General features: G+C 42.8%; 9 protein-coding genes. 2 read left to right on the forward strand and 7 right to left on the reverse strand.

All coding sequences use genetic code 11. The features are described 5' to 3' along the window. Positions 1-15 precede the first annotated feature (15 nt). Positions 16-1,224: an RNA-guided endonuclease InsQ/TnpB family protein gene (locus CYLST_RS11255; RefSeq protein ID WP_015207849.1), complete on the reverse strand. Its 1,209-nt coding sequence runs from the start codon at positions 1,222-1,224 to the stop codon at positions 16-18. A 250-nt stretch (positions 1,225-1,474) separates the two neighbouring features. Here CYLST_RS11255 and CYLST_RS11260 point away from each other — a divergent pair, with 250 nt between their 5' ends. Both CYLST_RS11260 and CYLST_RS11265 read left to right on the forward strand, forming a co-directional pair. After that, on the forward strand, positions 1,475-2,641 hold the full coding sequence (locus CYLST_RS11260; RefSeq protein WP_015207850.1) for an FIST signal transduction protein: 1,167 nt from the start codon (positions 1,475-1,477) through the stop codon (positions 2,639-2,641). A 6-nt stretch (positions 2,642-2,647) separates the two neighbouring features. Beyond that, positions 2,648-3,718 (forward strand): sensor histidine kinase, encoded by a 1,071-nt coding sequence (locus tag CYLST_RS11265; RefSeq protein WP_015207851.1) that lies wholly within the window; start codon positions 2,648-2,650, stop codon positions 3,716-3,718. 329 nt (positions 3,719-4,047) lie between these two features. Here the strand turns inward: CYLST_RS11265 and CYLST_RS11270 are convergent, their stop codons facing one another. From CYLST_RS11270 to CYLST_RS35870, 6 genes are all read right to left on the reverse strand, one after another. Next, on the reverse strand, positions 4,048-4,563 hold the full coding sequence (locus CYLST_RS11270; protein WP_015207852.1) for a hypothetical protein: 516 nt from the start codon (positions 4,561-4,563) through the stop codon (positions 4,048-4,050). Positions 4,564-4,766: 203 nt separating this feature from the next. Continuing rightward, a complete protein-coding gene (locus CYLST_RS11275; RefSeq protein WP_015207853.1) occupies positions 4,767-8,366 on the reverse strand; it encodes a tetratricopeptide repeat protein in 3,600 nt (1,199 codons plus the stop codon). Between the two features lie 722 nt (positions 8,367-9,088). Beyond that, positions 9,089-9,265 (reverse strand): hypothetical protein, encoded by a 177-nt coding sequence (locus CYLST_RS34405; protein WP_015207854.1) that lies wholly within the window; start codon positions 9,263-9,265, stop codon positions 9,089-9,091. Positions 9,266-9,410: 145 nt separating this feature from the next. After that, on the reverse strand, positions 9,411-20,057 hold the full coding sequence (locus CYLST_RS35860) for a cadherin domain-containing protein (protein WP_015207855.1): 10,647 nt from the start codon (positions 20,055-20,057) through the stop codon (positions 9,411-9,413). 783 nt (positions 20,058-20,840) lie between these two features. Beyond that, positions 20,841-22,004 (reverse strand): hypothetical protein, encoded by a 1,164-nt coding sequence (locus CYLST_RS35865; protein ID WP_245587490.1) that lies wholly within the window; start codon positions 22,002-22,004, stop codon positions 20,841-20,843. Beyond that, on the reverse strand, positions 22,005-22,235 hold the full coding sequence (locus tag CYLST_RS35870; RefSeq protein WP_245587491.1) for a hypothetical protein: 231 nt from the start codon (positions 22,233-22,235) through the stop codon (positions 22,005-22,007). Between the last annotated feature and the right edge of the window lie 432 nt (positions 22,236-22,667).

Here is a 22,667-nt window from a genome sequence, read left to right on the forward strand (position 1 = left end):
ACCACACACTCACCCTCAGCGGGTAGAGTGTGGGCTTCTCCCTTCAACAACCACAGCCGCCACAGTAGTAGACTTACGCCCATACTGTTTTGGTCTTACATAGCCTTCAGGAGCAATAACGCTGGTCCCCAACGCCAATACACGCAAGCCTTCATTTTTAATATTTTTCGCCGCATTAATGTCTCTGTCGTGTCGCTCTTTACAGTGCGGACAATCAAATTCACGCACAGACAAATCCATTTTTGGCAGTGGCTTCAAGGTATGGAAGCAAAGATGAGTTGAAGCAAAGAATCGACCTATTTCTAGATAGACTTTGCCCAGCATTTCGGCTTTGTACTTGAGCATGGTACAAAACATTCCCCAGCCAGCATCAGATATTGCCTTGGCTAGGCAGCGGTTCTTGACCATGTTTCTGACTGCCAAATTTTCTACCACTATGACTTGGTTTTCGTCTACTATCTTGCGTGATAGTTTGTGTAGAAAGTCTTCGCGGACTCTTTTGATTTTGGAATGAACCTTGGCTACCGCAAGCTTTGCTTGGCGACGATTGTTGGTCGTTTTATCCTTCTTGCGAGACAGTTTTTTTTGCTTACGAGCTAGATTCCTTTCGTACTTCTTTGTCGCTCTAGGGTGTTGATATTTTGAGCCTTCAGAGGTGACAGCGAAATCAGTTAGACCTATATCTATACCAATCACATTACCTTTACTACTAGACTCTGGGCATTCAATCCCATCATCTACTAGCATCGAAGCAAAATATCTACTGTCAGGATTTTTGGATAAAGTCACAGTTTTAACTGTACCCTGAATATCTCTATGAACCTTGGCTTTAACAGTACCCAACTTGCCAGGGAATTTAATCTGACAATTGTTCAAGACTTTGACATTTTGAGGGTACTGGATTGACTGTTTTCCTTGGCGGTTCTTGAATGTGGGATACATTGCCCGACCATCAAAGAAGTTGCCAAATGCCACACCTAGATTTAACACAGACTGTTGAAGGCATTGGGAGTAGCACTCGGACAACCATTGAAATTCAGCCTTCCATAAAGGTATGAACTTCTTCATTGTCATGGCTGTAACACCTTTGCCAGTCTCAAGGTATGTCGCTGTCATCGTAGCCAAAGACTGATTCCAAACCCAACGTACACAACCGAAAGCCTGAGCAAGATGAGCTTGCTGGGCTTTTGTTGGATAGATTCGGACTTTGACAGCTTTTAGCACAAGACTTAGATGGCTTCTTTGATTGCTCTAAGAGCATCTTAGGCGATAATACTGGAGAAAGCAAGGAATTTGTTCACCTACTCATACCGACGCCCATCTCCCGCTGGCTGTGCCAATGCATCTAGTGGACGGGTGGAATCGGCGGCTCACTCGCATTCATCCCGACGCTCACCTGAGTACAGGTTGAGCGCGGGGATGAAAGCTGTTTCAGCTAAATTCAAAAGTAAGGCAAACTTGCTAGAATGTGACAATGCTAAAAGTTGCTGTTGGTCACAGTGAAGATCCTGATTCTCAAGGTGCTATTGAGGAAGTCCTAGCTCAATGCATCAAAGCCTTGACAGGCAATCTTCCTCAAGCCGGTCTGTTATTTGCTGCCATTGATTTTGAACATAGCCTAATCCTCCAAGCAATCAATCAGATGTTTCCTGAAATCGAACTGATTGGTTGTACCACAGATGGAGAGATGTCCTCAATATTGGGTTTTCAACAAGACTCTCTCACACTCATGCTTTTCTGCTCTGATACGGTAGAAATCCATGCAGGAGTAGGATATGAAACCAAAGAGAATCCGCTGACTGCTGCTCAACAAGCAGTGCAACAAGCAACTGAAAACAGTAGCACACCGCCCAAACTTTGTATTACCCTACCCGCTAGCTATACAGCAGACGGTTCAATCACCAGCAGTGATGCGATTCTTAGCGGATTGGAGTTAGCTTTAGGTTCACAGATACCGATTATTGGTGGTATGGCTGGAGATCAATTCAGGATGCAAACAACTTATCAATTTTGCCGAACTGAAGTACTCACTGATGCTCTACCCGTTCTGATATTTTCTGGAGATTTGCAATTTTCCTACGGAAAAGGATGTGGGTTGCAACCGATTGGAAACAAAAGTATTGTCACTAAATCTCAGGGAACAGTTCTATATGAGATTGATGGAAAACCTGCACTCGAATTTTACCAACGCTATTTAGGTGATCGCCTACCAAGTCCTGAAAATGGACTAGCTGTTTATGAACAAGATAGCGAGTACTATTACATGAGGGTTCCTAATAGTTGCGATCCGGAAACAGGCAGCATTAATTTTCTTTGTAATATTCCTGAGCAAGCAGTAGTACAAGTCACTGAAAGTAGTCGGAATGAAATAATTGCCGCCGCTGAAACTTCCTTAAAGATGGCTTTAGAAAACTATCCAGGCACAGAACCAGAAGCTGTTTTGCTATTTTCTTGTTGCTGTCGCCGTTGGATTTTGGGTACGAGAGCTAAAGAAGAATTTAATCTTGTAAAAAACGTCCTAGAGCAAACAATACCTATCTGCGGTTTTTATACTTACGGTGAATTTGTGCCCATGAATTTACAGGGGTTAAATTATTATCACCAAGAGACATTTGTTAGTCTAATTCTAGGTACAAAATAACAGTTTATGGAATCCGCAGACAATGAAGAGCAAATTAAGAGATTAGAAAAAGAAATTCGGATTCTGAAAAAAAAACTAGAGCGTTCTGAAGAAGATCGATACCAACTAGAGGACGCCAGTGAACGCAGCGAGGCTATCCTCAAAGGTGTGATTCGAGAGTTGGAAGAGTCGCAAACCACTTTAGCAAACCGCAGCCGTGAGCTAGAAATCGCCCTAGAAAACCTCAAAGCATTGCAGGTAAAACTTGTTGAATCTGAAAAAAGGTCTGCTCTTGGCGTTTTGATTGCTGGTATCGCCCACGAAATTAACAATCCCATTAGCTTTATCTACGGAAACTTGCCCTATGCTAATAATTATTTTCAAGATTTATTCAGACTAATTCAACTATATCAGCAGTCTTACCCTGAACCAGTCGATGTAATTAAACAAGAACTTGAAGCAATCGAACTAGACTTTCTCAAAAAAGATTTAGAAAAAATATTTCAATCAATGCATGTTGGAGCAGAGCGAATTGCTGGAATTATCAAATCACTAGGAATTTTTTCTCGATTTGATGAAGCCAGTTTTAAAGAAGTTGATATTCATGAAGGAATTGATAGCACGCTGGTGATTTTAAATAACCGCTTGAGAGCAACTCCAGAAAATCCAAATGGCATTCGATTGATTCGAGAATATGAACAACTACCTTTGGTTTCATGCTATCCCGGTCAACTAAATCAGGTATTTATGAATATCTTGTCTAATGCGATTGATGCGTTAGAAGAAGCAAATCAGCAGCGGACGCCTGAAGAAATTATTGCACATCCCAACACAATTTCGATTTATACTCGTCTGATAGCTGGGAATCAGATCATGATATCAATTGCCGACAATGGTCTCGGAATTCCAGAGACAATTAAATCAAGATTATTTGACCCCTTCTTCACTACTAAAACGGTGGGTAAAGGAACTGGATTGGGTTTATCTATCAGCTACCAAATTGTGACTGAACTACATAAAGGTCAACTTGATTTTAATTCAACCCTAAAAAAAGGCACAGAATTTGTTTTGACACTACCAATAAAAACTAAAGATTAAGCCAGAAACTAGCTACACGCCTGAGTAGGGTGCTAGGGCTAAAGTCTGTGTCAAATCAGCAAGGAGAAAGCGATTACCTACGGTAGGCTGCGCCAACGCAGAGGTTAAACATTTCTAGCTCGGTCTGGGTGTGTCGCATCAGCCGCAGGAAATGACCTTCAGTGTCAAGAGCGATCATAAAACCAGCCGATACTTGATTGAATAGTCAAGTATACTGTAGGCGCTCGCTTGTTTTCCCTGATTGTATTGGTGGGAGGGTTCGCCCAAGGAACACTGCGATAATTTCCTTAGGGGAAGTTGAGACAATTTATTATTTGGAAGTTCCTTACCTAATCTTTTGGGCCTTGAAATTTAGAAAAAACTGATACTTCTACAGGTAGGAGAGCAGTGTTGTTGACCGTGAATTCTTGGAATCCTAAAATTGCTATGTATTTATATGTGGAGTTACCAAAGTTTACTCCAATAATTGGATAGTTTTTTGTAGGCAATCCACAAGAATGCACTGTAACCTTAAATGTTTTTTTGGTAGCAGGGTTAATGATAAAAAACAGGTCGCCCACTAATGAACCTTCTGGGTTATACACTCTGTATAAGAATTTAGGTTGCTTTTTACTGTTATTACCATAAATTAACAGGTTGTAAGGCGCTCCTGAATGAGAAACAATCTTTCCTTTATACTTAAAGCCTGGAAATACTGTGGTATAAGGCTCACAGTTACTAGGAGCACCTGGAGGAGTCACCTCAGTAACATCGACAAAAGCTGCCAATGCAGATTCACGAGAGATATGCCCCAAAGATATGGTCGTTAGGATTGTTCCAAATAAATAAAATTTCTTTAGCATCATAATACGTAAACCGATTGCTCAAGAATGAGAATCAAGAGATGATGGACAGGTGAAGCAAGTATAACCGTTATTTTGCTACATTGCCATCAGGCTATCATTGGATAATTTATTTGTTGGAGTTCCCTAATTGAAGTGCAGAATGTGCGCTATGGCAATCAAGAGTAAGTTGTTTTGAAAGCGCACGTCGCGCCATTTCCATCTGCTCACCGCCACTCACCTTGTAAAGTGAAAGCCGCCCAATAATAAGGTGCGGCGTAGTTTTGATGGCGCCACATTTCTATTTGTGCAGACCGGAGTGCCACGGCAGGCTTTAATTTTTCTTGCAGCATTTTTTGGTAAAATACCTTCATCAGTTCCGACGTGGCCTGATCATCGACACTCCACAAACTCACCACAACTCGCGAACTACCAGCATACATAAATCCTCTTGTCAACCCCACTAATCCTTCTCCCTTAACTTCTTCTCCCAGTCCGGTTTGACAGGCGCTGAGTACCACCAGTTCGGCTGGTAGGTTGAGGTTGAAGACATCGTGCAGACGCAAAAAGCCATTTTGTGGTTTACCCTGATTGTCAAATAGCGACAACACGACTCCTGATAATTCTGGTTGCTTGCTGTTGAGAATGCCATGAGTAGCGAAATGGACGATGCGATATTGACTCAACTCATTGCTGGTGGCTGTGGTACGACTAGCAGTAAAATCAAAAGCTGGTTTGCGATCGCTAATCGGTACAAAAGAAAGAATTTGCTCGGCTTCTTGGCGCGTAAACTGCAACCGTGCAAAGTTAATATTTGCATCTCTAGCGGATCTATTTAAAGCCAAACTGTCTAAACTACCTTTTGTTGGTGCAAGTGGGCGTTTACCTTGGAGACGTTCATCATCACCGCTAAAAATGGGATCTGCCAACACAGCTAATGTCTTAGGTGCTGGTTTGCGCCCTTTGTGTTCACCTCTGAGGACGGCTAAAGTAGACGCTGAGGGTAAAGAGATGATTTCGTGGTTTAGCAATAATGGTTCATAGCTGCCGCTTTTTTGTGATTTTGGTATGGTTAAAGCAGTAAATGGCACATATTGTAAAGCACCATCGCTGACAATCACTAAGCGTTTCTGTCCCAGTTGCTCGGCTACTGGTGCCAGGATGATTTGAGATAAAGCATCGAAAGCTGGGCTATTTTTTCGATATGGGGTGGTTATGGCTTGACGGAACTTTTGCACAGCAGCTTCGATATCTGCACGTTTGGGAAGTTCATAACTAGTAATGCCTTTGTTCGTAACTGCCCAAAGATAACTGCGTTCCGTTCCAAGGGAATATTCTAAAAGTAGAGTGTCGTCATCAAGTACCTGCTGCTGAATTTCTGCCAGTGTCAGAGGTTGCGGTTGAGTTAACGCTGCATAACGGGGACTGGTGGCGCGAATTTGCGTTTGAACTTGTCGATATTGTTCTAGAAGTACTTCACTTTCTTTTTTTAGGGCTTGGGACTGTGCCTCAGTATATTTACCAGTTAATAACTCTATCTGGCGTTTTTCTAATGCATCGAGTTGTTGTTGTAAGTCGCGTTCTTGGGAAAGTAATTTTGGCGCTACACCTTGACGAATATCGGCATTAGCTTCTGTCAGCAGTTCCAAAAGACTACGGGCGCGGGCGCGTTCACTCGTTTGCAGTGCTAGAGCAGCGTATCCTTTCGCTGGTTGCTGTTTGTCTAACTGCATCAACAAGTCGATGTAGAACTGATAATAATCTTGCACTGTGGCAAAGTAGGCAGTACGCAGTTCTTGAGAAGTAACTTTAGTGCGGATATCCTCAACGATTTTAATTGTGGCTTCTATTTGGGTACGAGCCGCATTAAAATTACCGCGATCGCGTTCTGTCACAGCGATTTTGTACTGTGTAGCGGCAACTCCGGTGCGATCGCCTAATTTGCGCCGGATTTTTAGTTCCTGATTGTAATGTTCAATTGCTGGCTGCGGCTGCTTTAATGAATTATAAGCTTTAGCAATATTGCCCAGAACGTTGGCTTCGGCCACAGGAATGCCTAGCGTCTGGAACCTAGAAACAGACTGTTGAGAGAATAAGAATGCTTTTCGATAATCGCCTGAAGCTTGATACACTCTACCCAATAAAGCCAAAGCAGAAGCTTCGCTAAAGCTACTTTGTTGTTTGCGTGACAATGCAAGCGCTTGGTTGGCAACATCCAGCGCTTGGGGATAATCCTTCAACGACTCATAAACCCTAATGATGCCTGTGAGTGTGGTGAATTCCTGAAAGACTGCCCCCTGTTCCTGCCACAGTTTCAGCGCTTGGTTGTAATATTCCAGCGACTTGGGATAATCTTGGGTTGTTCGGTAAACGCTGCCAATATTATCTAGGGTTTGGGCAACCTTAGTGCCATCGCCAATTTTCCGAAACACATCCAGCGCTTGGTTATAAGTTTCAATACTTAATTTATAGTCACCCAACGCACTATATAGTTTAGCGATATAGCTGATTGTATTTGCTGCCTCAAGGCGATCGCTCACTTGACGCTGGAGAGTTAACGCTTGGTTGTAAAAGTCCAGTGCTTGCTGATAATCGCCCAAAGATTCATAAATTGCCGCGATATTGCCCAGCGTGAAAGCTTCCCTATTGCGATTTTTATTAGCACGCTGTAACACCAAACCTTGGTTCAAAGAGTCGAGGGCTTTCTGCTTTTGCCCTAACTTGTCATACAAAAAACTGATTTGTGACAGAACCTCAGCTTCCCCAAAGCGGTTTCCTAACTTTTGCCAAAGCACAAGCGCTTGGTTAAAGTAATCCAACCCCTTTTGATAATCGCCCACAGCCAAATAAGTTCCGCCTAAACTCATAAAAGTTACTGCTTGGCTGCCGGGGTTCAATTGTGGCGATTTTTGCTGCAAATCCAGCACTAAGCTAAAAGATTCTAGTGCCTTTTGAGTCTCCCCCAAAGAGTTGTAGAGTGTAGCGATAATCGTCAGAGTATCAGCTTGTCCAGCCAAATCCTGCCTTGTTCGGTGAATTTCCAGCGCCTGATTTAGTACCTCTAATGCCTTTTGCGGTTCCCCCAATTGGGTGTAGAGTTGACCGATAATTTGCAGGGTTTCAGCTTGTCCATTAAAATCTTTCTCAGTACGTTGAATCAACAGTGCTTGATTGTAAGAGTCAAGTGCCTTCTGAGTTTCGCCCAAACTAAAATAAACTCTACCAATACTCACCAGGGTAGTAGCTGCTGTAGAGGCTTGTTTTTCAGCTTGAAATAATGACAAAGCTTGGTTGTAAGATGAGAGTGCTTTTTGCTTCTCACCCAAGTTAGCGTAAGCATTACCGATAGACTGAAGCAACACCGGAACTCCCAGGCGATCTTTGAGTTCACGTCTAATTGCTAGTGCCTGATTAAAATATTCCAGCGCCTGTTGGTTGTCACGTTGGATATAGTAGATCGTACCGATGCTGAAAAGAGTTGTAGCTTCATTTTGGCGATCGCTATGCGGGTGCTGTTGCCCATCGCCTAACTTCTGCCAAATCTTCAGAACTTCCAAGTATTTACCAAGGGCCTGTTGCCGAGATGCTGCCGTTCCTTGCTCAAAGAGTTTGTCTGCTTCCTGTAACAGTTGCTTTGCCTGTGCATCAGAATTGATATTTTGCGGTGTAGCCGTTGGTTGTTGAGCAAGCTTCAAACTTTTTGCATCTGCTGTCACACCAACCGACTCTGACAACAACATCATACAGACAAAGACAAAAAGCGTATTACGGCTGAAAAATCGGCTCAATCGCCATTGCATTTGCTGAAAAATCTGCCATTTTTTCATAAAAACACCTATATATTTAACCTAACTATTCCTGACTTGATTTTTCACGGCGAAAAGTCTTCCAAAATCTCACCCTCTACTGACGGACATCCCTCTCTATGCGTTGGAGAGGGACAGGTAAAGCGATAGCAAAACCAGGGTTAGGTAATACAGCACTTTCCAGTAACGTGTAAGTACAATAATGTAAAATAGATAAGCTATTATTATGAAACCATATTCCGTTGATCTCAGAGAAAAAGTAGTCAATGCTTAGAGGATGTCTGAAAACTTTTTGGTGATGTATCAAGCACCCGTAGATCCCCCTAAATCCACGCCAGTCGCTCATGGGGAGCCACTGCGTTGGACGGGTTTCCCGGCTTAAAGCAAGTGGCGTGGAGACCCCCAAGACCGCGCTGGCTCCCCTTCTGGGGGACTTTGACTCCAATTCCCCCCTTGGAAAGGGGGGTAAGGGGGGATCTAGATCAATTCCGATACGAATCAGACATCCTCTTATCACTCAGGAGATATTTCAGTTAGAAAGTTAGCTGTAAACTTTGGTGTTGATAAAGCTTTTGTGCAAAAAATGTTGAAACAGTATCAAGAGCAAGGACATGTTAATCCTGGTAAGCAAGGGACAAGAAAAAAAGCAGTACTAGCAGAATCGGGGACGCAACTTGTTGCATTGGTAGAAAAATACAGCACTTTCCTGAATCATGAAGGGTGCGAATGCGGAAAGCCAATACCTACAGCGCTTGGGCAAAAATGAGGCGATAGCGAAGCGCTGCTGCGAAGCGCAGATCGCTATTTGAGATTAAATTACTGGTGCTGGGTGTCAAGAATGCAGAGTTATAGACATTGAGCCGGAATGTGTCCCATTTTGCCGTTATCTCAATCGAAACCACATAGTAGAGACATTTCATGAAACATCTCTACAATGTGGTTTTAATGATACTAGTACAGCACAGCGCAAATAAGCAGATTATTCCAAATTAACAAAACGCTTACGTTGTAATCATTTTGAATTTTGAATTTTGAATTTTGAATTCTGCCTTGTGGTACTAGAAGCTACACCAAGGTAGTTGTAAAGTTATTGAGTCCTAGAGCGCCGGTTAAACCTGTCACCTCAATGACGGCATCAGCAGTGGCATTAAAGCCGGCTGTAGCATCATTAATAGCGACAAAGGTACGGCTACCAAAGGTGAATTGAGCAGCAAAGTTAGAACCAAAATTAGCGTTGGTTAATGCGGCTGCAATGCCGACTGTATCAAGAGTTGCCACAGTTCCCGCATTAGAGAATCCGGTGCGTGCAGTAGAAACAAGGAATAAATCATTACCAGCGGTAGCAGTGAAGTCAGTAATAACGTCATAGTTGCTAAAAACGGAATCAGCTAAGTTGCGGTAGTCAAAACGGTCTGCTCCAAGTCCCCCAGTTAGAGTATCTTTTCCAAGTCCACCGGTTAGGATGTCGTCGCCTTCATTGCCTTTTAGAAGGTTATTCAAATCATTCCCTCGTAATGTGTCGTTTAAACTACCGCCAATTGCATTTTCCACATTGATGAAAGTCTGCGAACCTATAGTCATGCCTAAAGTCAAAGAGAGATTTTCATTGAGCGACTGTTGTCCAGCAAGGCTAAGGTCCAGATTGATGGTTTTAGTCGTGGTTGCAGAGAAGTCTAGTGTGCCATTACTAGCATCGATGACAGTGAATTTTTCCCAACCTTGTACCTCTATGCGATCGGCTATGAGATCATACGATGGCGATTCTTGAGCAGAAACGTACCTATCATGGTCTGTTTTCAGAGCTATTTTGCCATCACCAGTATTGATGAGAGTGAATTTTTCCCAACCTTGTACCTCTGTGCGATCGGCTACGAGATCATACGACGGCGATTCTTGAGCAGAAACGTACCTATCATGGTCTGTTTTCAGAGCTATTTTGCCATCACCAGTATTGATGAGAGTGAATTTTTCCCAACCTTGTACCTCTGTGCGATCGGCTACGAGATCGTACGACGGCGATTCTTGAGCAGATAGAGCAGAAACGTACCTATCATGGTCTGTTTTCAGGGCTATTATTGTTTCATTGATTGTGTCTGCTCCTTGTGATGTGTCCGCATCAAAGATATATGTATTATCTCCTGTTCCACCGTTCAGGATGTCATCGCCAGCGCCACCAATCAGGGTATCATTGCCAGCACCACCATTGAGAGTGTTATTACCACTGTTGCCAGTAATGATGTCACTACCAGCACTACCTGTACCATTAATCGCGGCTGTTCCTGTAAGAGTCAGGTTTTCAATGTTAGGCAGGTTGGCTAGGCTAAAGGTGACACTGGATTGAATTGTATCTGTGCCTTCTCCCGCATTTTCGGTAATCGTATCGGTGGTGGTATCAACAACATAGATATCGTCACCTAACCCACCAATCAGGGTATTAATGCCAGCACCACCATAAAGTGTGTCGTCACCAGCACCACCATTGAGAGTGTTATTACCATTGTTGCCAGTAATGATGTTATTACCAGCATTACCTGTACCATTAATCGCGGCTGTTCCTGTCAATGTCAGGTTTTCAATGTTAGGCAGGTTGGCTAGGCTAAAGGTGACACTGGATTGAATCGTATCTGTGCCTTCTCCCGCATTTTCGGTAATCGTGTCTGTGGTGGTATCGACAATGTAGATATCATTGCCTAACCCACCAATTAGGGTATCAATGCCAGCACCACCATTAAGAGTGTTGTTGCCATTGTTGCCAGTAATGATGTTATTACCAGCATTACCTGTACCATTAATCGCGGCTGTTCCTGTCAATGTCAGGTTTTCAATGTTAGGCAGGTTGGCTAGGCTAAAGGTGACACTGGATTGAATCGTATCTGTGCCTTCTCCCGCATTTTCGGTAATCGTGTCTGTGGTGGTATCGACAATGTAGATATCATTGCCTAACCCACCAATCAGGGTATCAATGCCAGCACCACCATTAAGAGTGTTGTTGCCACTGTTGCCAGTGATGGCGTTATTACCAGCATTACCTGTGCCATTAATCGCAGATGTTCCTGTCAGGGTCAGGTTTTCAATGTTAGGCAGGTTGGCTAGGCTAAAGGTGACACTCGATTGAATTGTATCTGTGCCTTCTCCCGCATTTTCGGTAATGGTGTCTGTGGTGGTATCGACAATGTAGATATCATTGCCTAACCCACCAATTAGGGTATCAATGCCAGCACCACCATTAAGAGTGTTGTTGCCACTGTTGCCAGTGATGGCGTTATTACCAGCATTACCTGTACCATTAATCGCGGCTGTTCCTGTCAATGTCAGGTTTTCAATGTTAGGCAGGTTGGCTAGGCTAAAGGTGACACTGGATTGAATCGTATCTGTGCCTTCTCCCGCATTTTCGGTAATCGTGTCTGTGGTGGTATCGACAATGTAGATATCATTGCCTAACCCACCAATTAGGGTATCAATGCCAGCACCACCATCAAGAGTGTTGTTGCCACTGTTGCCAGTAATGATGTTATTACCAGCATTACCTGTACCATTAATCGCGGCTGTTCCTGTCAATGTCAGGTTTTCAATGTTAGGCAGGTTGGCTAGGCTAAAGGTGACACTCGATTGAATTGTATCTGTGCCTTCTCCCGCATTTTCGGTAATGGTGTCTGTGGTGCTATCGACAATGTAGATATCATTGCCTAACCCACCAATCAGGGTATCAATGCCAGCACCACCATTAAGGGTATTATTAACAGCATTACCTGTGATGACGTTATTAGCTGCATTACCTGTAGCGTTAATCGCGGCTGTTCCTGTCAGGGTCAGGTTTTCGACGTTGGCTAGGGCAGCTAGGCTGAAGGTGACACTCGATTGAATTGTGTCTGTTCCCTCTCCTGCATTTTCGGTAATCGTGTCTGTGGTGGTATCGACAATGTAGATATCATTGCCTAACCCACCAATTAGGGTATCAATGCCAGCACCACCATTAAGAGTGTTGTTGCCACTGTTGCCAGTGATGGCGTTATTACCAGCATTACCAGTACCGTTAATTGCGTCTGTTCCCGTTAGGGTGAGGTTTTCGACGTTTGCTAGGTCAGCCAGGCTGAAGGTGACGCTGGATTGAATTGTATCTGTTCCCTCATTGGCATTTTCAGTAATCGTATCAGTGGTGGTATCGACAATATAGACATCATCACCTGTACCACCTATAAGGGTGTCAATACCTGCATCACCACTCAGGGTGTTATTAGCAATATTACCTGTAATAACGTTATTAGCTGCATTACCAGTACCGTTAATTGCGTCTGTTCCCGTTAGGGTGAGGTTTTCGACGTTTGCTAGGTCAGCTAGGCTGAAGGTGACGCTGGATTGAATTGTATCTGTTCCCTCATTGGCATTTTCAGTAATCGTATCAGTGGTGGTATCGACAATATAGACATCATCACCTGTACCACCTATAAGGGTGTCAATACCTGCATCACCACTCAGGGTGTTATTGCCAGCACCACCATCAAGAGTGTTGTTGCCACTGTTGCCAGTGATGGCGTTATTACCAGCATTACCAGTACCGTTAATTGCGTCTGTTCCCGTTAGGGTGAGGTTTTCGACGTTTGCTAGGTCAGCTAGGCTGAAGCTGACACTGGATTGAATTGTATCTGTTCCCTCATTGGCATTTTCCGTAATCGTGTCAGTGGTCGTATCAACAATGTAGATATCCTCACCTGTACCACCTATGAGGGTATCAGCTCCTGCACCACCATCGAGGATGTCATTGCCTGCACCACCATTGAGAGTGTTGTTGCCACCGTTGCCTGTGATAACGTTATTACCTGTGTTACCAGTCCCGTTAATTGCTGCTGTTCCTGTTAGGGTGAGGTTTTCAACGTTGGTTAGAGCAGCTAGGCTGAAGCTGACACTGGATTGAATTGTATCTGTTCCCTCATTGGCATTTTCCGTAATTGTGTCAGTAATGGTATCGACAATATATGTGTCATTGCCTGTGCCACCTATGAGGGTATCAACTCCTGCACCACCATCGAGGGTGTCATTGCCTGCACCACCATTGAGAGTGTTGTTGCCACTGTTGCCTGTGATAACGTTATTACCTGTGTTACCAGTCCCGTTAATTGCTGCTGTTCCTGTTAGGGTGAGGTTTTCAACGTTGGTTAGAGCAGCTAGGCTGAAGCTGACACTGGATTGAATTGTATCTGTTCCCTCATTGGCATTTTCCGTAATTGTGTCAGTAATGGTATCGACAATATATGTGTCATTGCCTGTGCCACCTATGAGGGTATCAACTCCTGCACCACCATCGAGGGTGTCATTGCCACCTAATCCCTCAATTTTGTCATTATGGGCTGTTCCTATGATGGTATCGTCATTGGGAGTACCTGTGAGATTGCGAATGTTAAGTACGAAAGTATCACTTGCGGTTGCTCTACTAGTATCCGTGACTATTACCTTGATGTTCAATAAACCTACATCTGCTAGTGTAGGAGTGCCAGTAAATGTGCGTGTAGTGGGATTAAAATTTAACCAATTGGGTAAGGGACTACCATCTTCTTTGATAGCTGTATAACTTAGGCTGTCACCTATATCTATATCGGAAAAGGTGTTTTCAGGAATAGAGAAGCTGAGTGGAGTATTAGAACCAAATAGTTGGTCAACGATCGCATTCTTTAATACAGGCGTGTCATTGGTATTAGCTACCGTTAATATGAAAGTGTCAGTAGCAACCAAGCCTGATTTATCTTTGGCTTCTATTTTGATGCTGATTCCACCGACTTCGCTATTAGTTGGAGTACTGTTGAAGGTACGAGTCGCTGCATTAAAGGTTAACCAATTTGGTAAGGAATTGCCATCTTCTAAAGTTGCAGAATAGGTGAGAACATCCCCCGCATCAACATCGCTGAAGGTGTCGCTAGGAATGATGAAGGTAAAAGCACTATCTTCTGTCGCTGTTTGGTCTGTAAGTGCCTGTTTTAAGGTCGGTGCTTCGTTGACATTGCGGAGATTAATGATTACTTGGCCACGACCAACCACGTTTCCTGTTCCGTCGGTAGCTTGAACTATCAACTGGTAGGCAGGGATAGTTTCAAAGTCTAACATTGTGTTGACATTGACAGTGATTTGACCAGTATTGGAGTTGATCGCAAAGGCATTGTTATTATTCCCAAAAATGATGCTGTAGATATGATTATCCCCATATCCAACACTACCTACTACTGTATTTTGGATTGTGTTTTCATTCAGAGCGAAGAACTTGCCTATATTTTTAATTGTCTGTTGATCTCCACCACCACCACCACCTCCTCCTCCGAAACCGAAGGGAGGAGGTGGTGGTAAACCATCTCCTCCATCTTCAGATGAGCTATCATTGTTATCTTCAGGTTGATTGATGACGGTTAAAGTGAAACGTTTTGAGTAGCTCAAACCGCCGTTGTCTGTCGCTTCAATATAAAAGCTGACAGTACTTCCGTCCTGATAGTTTAGGCTTTGACTATCTTTGAGTTTCAGTAGCCAACCATCGATGACATCGATGACCTCGAAGCGGTTATCACTAACACTAAAACTATGGCTACTGTTGGCATCTTCATCACTTACTTGTACATCGCTGATGGCTGCACCTGGTACTTTTTCAACTACCTCATCGTTAGACAATGTAATGTCTGTTGGGGCTTCGTTGAGATCCCGGAGATTAATAGTGATGTTGGCAGTAACTTTCAGATTTGTGGTGCTGTCGTTAGCTTCTACTTTTAATTGGTAGCTCTTAGAAGGGGTTTCATAATTTAACTTAGCGTCGCCACTAACAGTAATTTCACTCGTTGTTTGGTTGATGGCAAAAGCATTATTATTATTGCCTGGAATAATATTGTAAGTAAGATTATCGCTTGCTTGACTGGGAGCAACCCTACCCACTGGTTTTCCTTGCTCACTGTTTTCATCAACAGTAAATGTGTTGTTAGGGAGAATAATCTTTTCTATAGAGGAATAATACTGAGTGACATTCCCAATTTCTACTCTACCCCAATTGCTACCAAAGCTGAAGGAATCACTTTTAACTCTTACTGTTCCAGGTACCAAACCGCTGTAGTCTAATGTGTCTTCACCAGGTCCACCATCAAAGGAAAAGTAATCACTAGGATTTGCTACTGTGATGTAGTCATTGCCTTGACCAAGTTCAAATTTTTCTATGGATTGGAGTTGATGGGTATAAGTTTGCCCATTGGCAGCAAAGCTCGCTGTGGAATTACCACCTCCATTATCTCTTAGTTGTATGCTGTTTTGCTGATTCTCATATGTAGCTGCATCGAAGCCAACATCACCATTAAGAATGTCATTACCTTCTCCGCCATCCAGGGTGTCATTACCTTCTCCGCCATTCAGGATGTCATCACCTGCGTTGCCATTCAAGGTGTCATCACCTGCGTTGCCATTCAAGGTGTCATTACCTACTCCGCCATCCAGGGTGTCATTACCTTCTCCGCCATTCAGGATGTCATTACCTTCTCCGCCATTCAGGGTGTCATCACCTGCGTTGCCATCCAGGGTGTCATCACCTGCGTTGCCATTGAATCTATTTGCTACATTGTTACCTATAATATGGTCTTTATAATCGCTACCCTCTACATTTTCCAATGTTACGCCAAACGCGATCGCTGTTCCAAAATTAGTCGTGAAGTGATTAGAAGGGGAAGGCTCTCCCAAAGCGGTATATCTATCGCCAGTCAGGGAATTATTAGTTGTGATAATACCACTCTTTACTCCTGCGGCTGTATATGGATATCCATCCAAACCTTGTCCCTTCAAATCAAAGAAGTAGTAATCATTAGAATTATTAGGGCTATTTAAATTTGGAAGTGCGGAAAAGTCTAATGTATCTATACCACCAGCATCCCAGATAGTCTGCTTAAGACGATAATTTGTATTAAAGAATAAGTCGGTATATGGTATCCCACCGTCCACTTTAAACTTATCAACCTCTGTAAACTGATAAATATTATTATTGCTTTTATACTGTGCATTTGAACCATACAAAAATTGCAATGCCTTAATATCATAAGGCATGGGAGTGGTGTTGTTACGAACTCCGTTATACGACATTATAGTATTAGTCGAATTATCATCTCCATATGCTATGTCTGTGTTATCTCTTACAGCGGCTTTCTGTTCTCCGTTGTAATTCCCTGGGTGGTTCAAACCAAGAGCATGAAGAGTTTCATGTATTAGAGCGGAAAAACCTACAGACCCTGGTTTACTTTGGAATCCTGATGTTGATGTATTATTGTCGTTCCAGTAACTTAAATGCACATCACCAGATAGCGGCTTATTTGGATTAGGATTATTCGCATAGGCATATTGGCTAGATGAAAGGATAGCTCCCATATTTGATCCCATGTAGCGGATTTGCCCATAGTGTCCACTACCATTTTCTACAACTTCCTCAAATTGAACATTAATAAAAGAAGGAATTATTTGACCGAGAATCCGTCTGATATTATTCTTCGTTTCTGATGTTAGTTCGTAAACTCTTTCGTTTCCTTGATATGATTCAGTATTATTAAAGAAACTATAAGTGATTACAGTTTTACCACTAGTATCCACTTTAGACTCACTTGAGTCTGAAATCCATTTATAAAAATCACCTCCATCTTTAATAAATGATAATCCAGTATTAATATACTCACCAAACTCAATGCTGGGATTCAAATCTCTAAAATTGCTGATCGTGCTCAAATTTTTCTTAGGTTCGATAGTTCGTCCCATTAAAGTAATGAACTTATTATTGATCATCCCCTTAATATCAGAAATCCGAAGTCCCAATGTATAACTAGAATTAGTATTAAAGTCTAACTGAGTGATGTCGTTAGCTGTAATGACACCTGTATTAGCATCGATAGAAAAATAATTGTTATCATTCCCCTCAATAATGCTGTAGGTTATCTCATCTCCTTCTGGATCTGTAGCCACAACTTTTCCAATGGCTTGCTTACTGTTTTCATCAAGACTAATAGTTGGGTCAATAATGAAAGTTTGGTCTTCAACAACTGGAGCTTCGTTAACATTACTCACATTCAGGGTGAAGCTACGTGTGAAACTCTGGGAGGGTGTACCGTTATCTGTGGCGGTAATATTCAAGTTAACAGTGGGTTCAGCTTCAAAGTTGAGACTTTGACCGGCTTTGAGTTTGAGTTGTCCATTCACCACTTCAAAGCGACTGTCATTGACACTGAAGCTATGACTACTACCTGCATCGGGGTCACTCACTGTTAATGTGCCAATCACCGCAGCCACGGCGTTTTCTGCCAGGCTGTTGTTAGATAAGGTGATGGCTGTGGGGACTTCATTAACATTACTCACATTCAGGGTGAAGCTACGTGTCAAACTCAGGGAAGGTGTACCGTTATCTGTGGCGGTAATATTCAAGTTAACAGTGGGTTCAGCTTCAAAGTTGAGACTTTGACCGGCTTTGAGTTTGAGTTGTCCATTCACCACTTCAAAACGGGTGTCATTGACACTGAAGCTATGACTACTACCTGCATCGGGGTCACTCACTGTTAATGTGCCAATCACCGCAGCCACGGCATTTTCCGCCAGGCTGTTGTTAGATAGAGTGATGGCTGTGGGGACTTCATTAACATTACTGACGTTCAGGCTGAAGCTACGTGTCAAACTCAGAGAGGGTGTACCGTTATCTGTGGCGGTAATATTCAAGTTAACAGTGGGTTCAACTTCATAGTTGAGACTTTGACCGGCTTTGAGTTTGAGTTGTCCATTCACCACTTCAAAGCGGTTGTCATTGATGCTGAAGCTATGATTACTACTCGCATTGGGACTACCAATCATTAACATCCCAACTATTGGATTAACAGCATCAGGGTCAGTGACTGCTAATGTGCCAATCACCGCACCAACAGCATTTTCTGCCACACTGTTGTTAGATAAAGTGATGGCTGTAGGAGCTTCGTTAACGTTGGTGACATTCAGGCTGAAGCTACGAGTTACACTCAGATTGCCATTATCTGTGGCAGTAATAACCAGGTTAACAGTGGGTTCAGCTTCATAGTTGAGACTTTGACCGGCTTTGAGTTTGAGTTGTCCATTCACCACTTCAAAACGGGTGTCATTGACGCTGAAGTTATAACTACTACTTGCATCGGGGTCACTAACTGTTAATGTGCCAATCACCGCAGCCACGGCATTTTCTGCCAGGCTGTTGTTAGATAAAGTAATATCTGTCGGGGCTTCGTTGACGTTGGTGACATTCAGAATTAAAGTACTTGTGTCGCTCAAATAGGGTCTAACGTTATCTGTGGCGGTAATAGTCACATAAATGGTGGGTTCAGTTTCAAAGTTGAGACTTTCACCGGCTTTGAGTTTGAGTTGTCCATTCACCACTTCAAAGCGGTAATCATAGGTGCTGAAGCTATAACTGCTACCCGCATCGGGGTTAATAACTGCTAATGTACCAATGATTGCACCAACTGTATTTTCTGCTACACTTTTGTTAGATATAGTAATACCTGTTGGGTATTCGATGACGTTGCTTACACCAAAAGTTATTTCTTGTTCGTAGGAGTACCCACTTTGGTCTGTGGCTTGAACTCTAATGCTGTAACTGTTTTTAGTTTCGTAATCAAATACAGTGTAGGTTTCGAGTTGATTATTGATAATCGTAAAGAGACTGTTATCAGTTGCACCTGTTCCTTCTACTAAGCTATAGGTGAAGGTGTTATTAGGATTTGAGTCTGTGGTACTAAAATTACCAATTACTCCACGAGCCTGATTTTCCGGTATTTTAGTGCCTTGCCACTGAGACAACTTGACTTCAATGATACCTACAAAAGAGGCATATTCACTGTTATCATTCCATCTGCCATTACCGTACATCGCCACATAATGTTCTCTGTTATTTGTATTATTTGGTTCACCTGGCTCCCAGTTAGTATAAGTAGAGGTTTCACCGTTCGCCCACCTGAACTGGCCTTCTGTCACCTGGTCTGTCAACCCAATCCAAAAAGTTTGACTACCAAAGGTAAAGGTATTGACTAACCAATCTTGCTCTGCTTGAGAGTTGATGGTGACAAGATTTTCCCCTAAACTTTCTGCTTCATTTTGAGCTTCTTGCCATGGGGCATAGGTACTGAGGTGATAGATAGACCCATTAAACTGGTAGTAATTATTGGGTAAGAATACAGTGCTGAGGATTGTGAAGACGGAACTATAAGCCTCCATTACCTGAACCTGCAAAGCCAGAGGCGCTTCAATCAATCCAGTGGCATATTCTAATGACCAGTCTCCACCCAGTGCAGCACTACCAGTCAAATCATCAGATGCTGCTACATCTGCCCCAGTTAACTGACTAATTTGCTGTACAAAAGCTTTACCTACAACTCCCTGAGCAACATCACAACCATACAGCAAGATGTCTCCTGTAGCCGTGAGAGATTTACCCCACTGTTGCAATTCTGAACCATAACCATTGAGGCTTTCCGAGTTCAGCAAAGTTGAACTAAGTGACAAACTACCCTCTGCACCGTGAGAGATAATCTGAAGGCTATCAACGTCTGTAAGTCCTGCTAAATTCTCAGTAATTTGCCTAATACCATCCCGTCTGGGGTCAAGAATAAACACCAATGTGCCTGGTTCGACACCATTAACCAGATTCTGGTAATCTGCAACCGTAGGATCAATGAAAACGACTGTTTTGGTAGATTGTGCCATGATTAGGTTCTTATCTGTATGTGTAAGTATATTCGTCAACTAAGTAAATAAAACTGTTATTCTACTTACATTACTCAACTGCGTACTGAGTAATTTACTGATAATAACCCATTAGTGACAAGTCAAAGGCGAGTAAATTTTATAAATTAAATTTTGTCAATATGTCTAAATATAGAAATAACTCTGCATAAGAATGATAATCATATAAAGGGCTGGGGTCAGCAAGCCTGTCATTTGCCACCACTTAACTCTTAAAAGCCTTGTCTTGTAAAGCTTCTAGAAAAAAACGCACTCTTACTCGTTGTGTGGCGGGAAACGTCAGCTTCGGTGATTTTAGCCCCTCTAGGCGATGGCGCAGATCGCTATTCTATTTGAGATAAAACTTTTAGTGCTGTCGGTCAAAAACGCCGAACTGTGATTTAACACCATTAACAATCACCTCCAACTTTCCAGACTTATAGCCCTGATAAATAGTAGCTCTGTTTAAGTTGGTATAATCAGCCCTGTAAACGTCTCTGTATAGGTTCCAGTCTACATATCTGCCATCTCTCCACACCTTGGGAGTTGTGCCGGTGTACTGAAGTTTTACCCGATTCTTAAGGGAAATATACTCAGCCACTGCTCCATTGGTTTTTAACCGTGAATTTACCAAGGTAGTTAGTTTGAAATTATCATAGTTTCCCTCGCCCACCTCCAAAGCAAACCCAGCTATACCTTCACCCTTGACAGTAGAAATAACTAAATCATCTGGGTAATTTGGTGCAGGGGTGAAATTGCCAAACTTTAGGTTGATGGGTGCGATCGCCTCCGGCGGGCGCTCTGCGCCATCGCTAAATCAGTCTTCTCCAGTTTAATAAATAATTTTCCCCCAAGAATCTCAACCACTGCCGATTTAGGTAAGAAGAACTGCACATCACCCGTGCCCAACCAAACTGCTAAATTCTGATATTGAGCTATGGAGTGGGGTTTTGACGACGAGGGAATAAAGTAATCAACACCCCGGCGAGAGTTGTAAGCCATCATTTTAAACCCACTCCAATCAGCAGCGCTGCCTTCTGCCAAGGTTCCCAACTGGTAAGTTTCGCTAAAATACAGAGTTTCGTGAAATGCTGGCGGCTTGTCCTCTTTCCAGTTGAGATAGTCAGGTTTAGAGTTGAGCAGTTCTAGGGGCTTGATAAATTCCTTTCTCGCTAACGCCACCGCGACTCCGGGGGGACGATAGCTGCTCATAATTAAATGCACCAAATCAGGATTTTGATTTAAATCCTTCACCGGTGAATCACCAAAATACAAGCCCAACGCCTGAGATGCACCACTGCACCATACACAATTCCCCTTACCATAGTCTCGTTTGCTGGGGCCACCAAAGGCACCACGCCAGTACTTTAATGCCCCGGTGGTGGTGAACCAATCTAACGCAGACTTGGCATATTGCTTTACTTCTGGGTCTTTGGCGTAATCATACAAATTTACATAGGTGGTTAAACCGTGCCCAAGGTAGATTTCACTATCCCACTCACCTTGTCCTGTTTGGTAGAGCGATCGCACCTTTTGAGCAATTCTTCCTTTATAAATTAGTCGTGTCCGCTCGTTTCCAACTTCTTCTGCAAATAAGTAAACTGCAACTTCCCGCATCGCCTTGAGGTTGTCAGTGTCCCGACAATCAACCCAGGTATCGCAGTTATCGGTTGAGTTTTCCCAAAACTTGCGGGGTTGATCAAAATGTTGAGTAAGGGGGTCAACTTTAGTAAATAACCTCATTGCTTCCCTCATTCTTGACTTGTAACCAGGACTGAGAAACTGTCCAAAGCCAAAGTATTTCCTAATTTGCCCCTTGAGTGTAAAGCCAGAATAAAAGTCTATCCCCAATGTATGAGAGTGTAACTCAGATTGTTTATCCTTACCTTCCAAAAATGCGATAGCGTTCGCGAAGCGTGTGCCCTGCACTCAGCGCTCCGCAGTAATCGCTTCCTCTTTATTTCCCCTAAGAAAGTCAATCATCGCTCTGGGATAGCTTTGTTTCTCATACTCGTAGGCTGTGCTGCCGTAAATACCCGCAGGAAATTTTTCTAAATACTCTGCTGAACGTTCTTTAAATTCTGCCTCTAGTTGTGGACTCCAGGCTAGCACTGCCCTCTGAGCTATTAGTAAAATTAAAATTGTTAGTAGTTTTTTCATAATTGAATAGACTTAACGCCCACCAGGCAATATGTGTAAACTGACCCGATTCAAACCAAGTAAGTGTGTAAATTAAATAGGCAATAATTACCCCAGCCAGTGGGGAATAATTTGATTTAACTACTCTAACCAGACAGTATCCAAATATCAATAAACATAAAGCTAATCCAGGTATTCCAATAGATATAGCCCAATCAATTATTAAATTGTGTGATTTTGTGTAAGGCACTTTAATCATTTCATGGGTATGCACACTTTTAATTAAATCATGCGAAATACTAAAGCAATCCATACATAGCCAAATAATGGCTTTTCATTAATTTTTTTAACTGATGATTGCATATAAAATGCCTGCCAGATGTAAGTTTTTCAGTAAGGACTCCGGTCTAAATTTGAGGGATTAAATCCGGGGTTTGCACATTAGGATTAACA

The organism is Cylindrospermum stagnale PCC 7417, assembly GCF_000317535.1.
In the GTDB taxonomy this organism is placed as follows: Bacteria; Cyanobacteriota; Cyanobacteriia; order Cyanobacteriales; family Nostocaceae; genus Cylindrospermum; species Cylindrospermum stagnale.

What these genes read in the sequence shown, in the direction of transcription:
- CYLST_RS11265 (WP_015207851.1), top strand. Translation starts at nt 2,648, where the DNA reads ATGGAATCCGCAGACAATGAAGAGCAAATTAAGAGATTAGAAAAAGAA.
- CYLST_RS35860 (WP_015207855.1), bottom strand. Translation starts at nt 20,057, where the DNA reads ATGGCACAATCTACCAAAACAGTCGTTTTCATTGATCCTACGGTTGCA.
- CYLST_RS35870 (WP_245587491.1), bottom strand. Translation starts at nt 22,235, where the DNA reads ATGAAAAAACTACTAACAATTTTAATTTTACTAATAGCTCAGAGGGCA.
- CYLST_RS34405 (WP_015207854.1), bottom strand. Translation starts at nt 9,265, where the DNA reads ATGAAATGTCTCTACTATGTGGTTTCGATTGAGATAACGGCAAAATGG.
- CYLST_RS11270 (WP_015207852.1), bottom strand. Translation starts at nt 4,563, where the DNA reads ATGATGCTAAAGAAATTTTATTTATTTGGAACAATCCTAACGACCATA.
- CYLST_RS11260 (WP_015207850.1), top strand. Translation starts at nt 1,475, where the DNA reads ATGCTAAAAGTTGCTGTTGGTCACAGTGAAGATCCTGATTCTCAAGGT.
- CYLST_RS11275 (WP_015207853.1), bottom strand. Translation starts at nt 8,366, where the DNA reads ATGAAAAAATGGCAGATTTTTCAGCAAATGCAATGGCGATTGAGCCGA.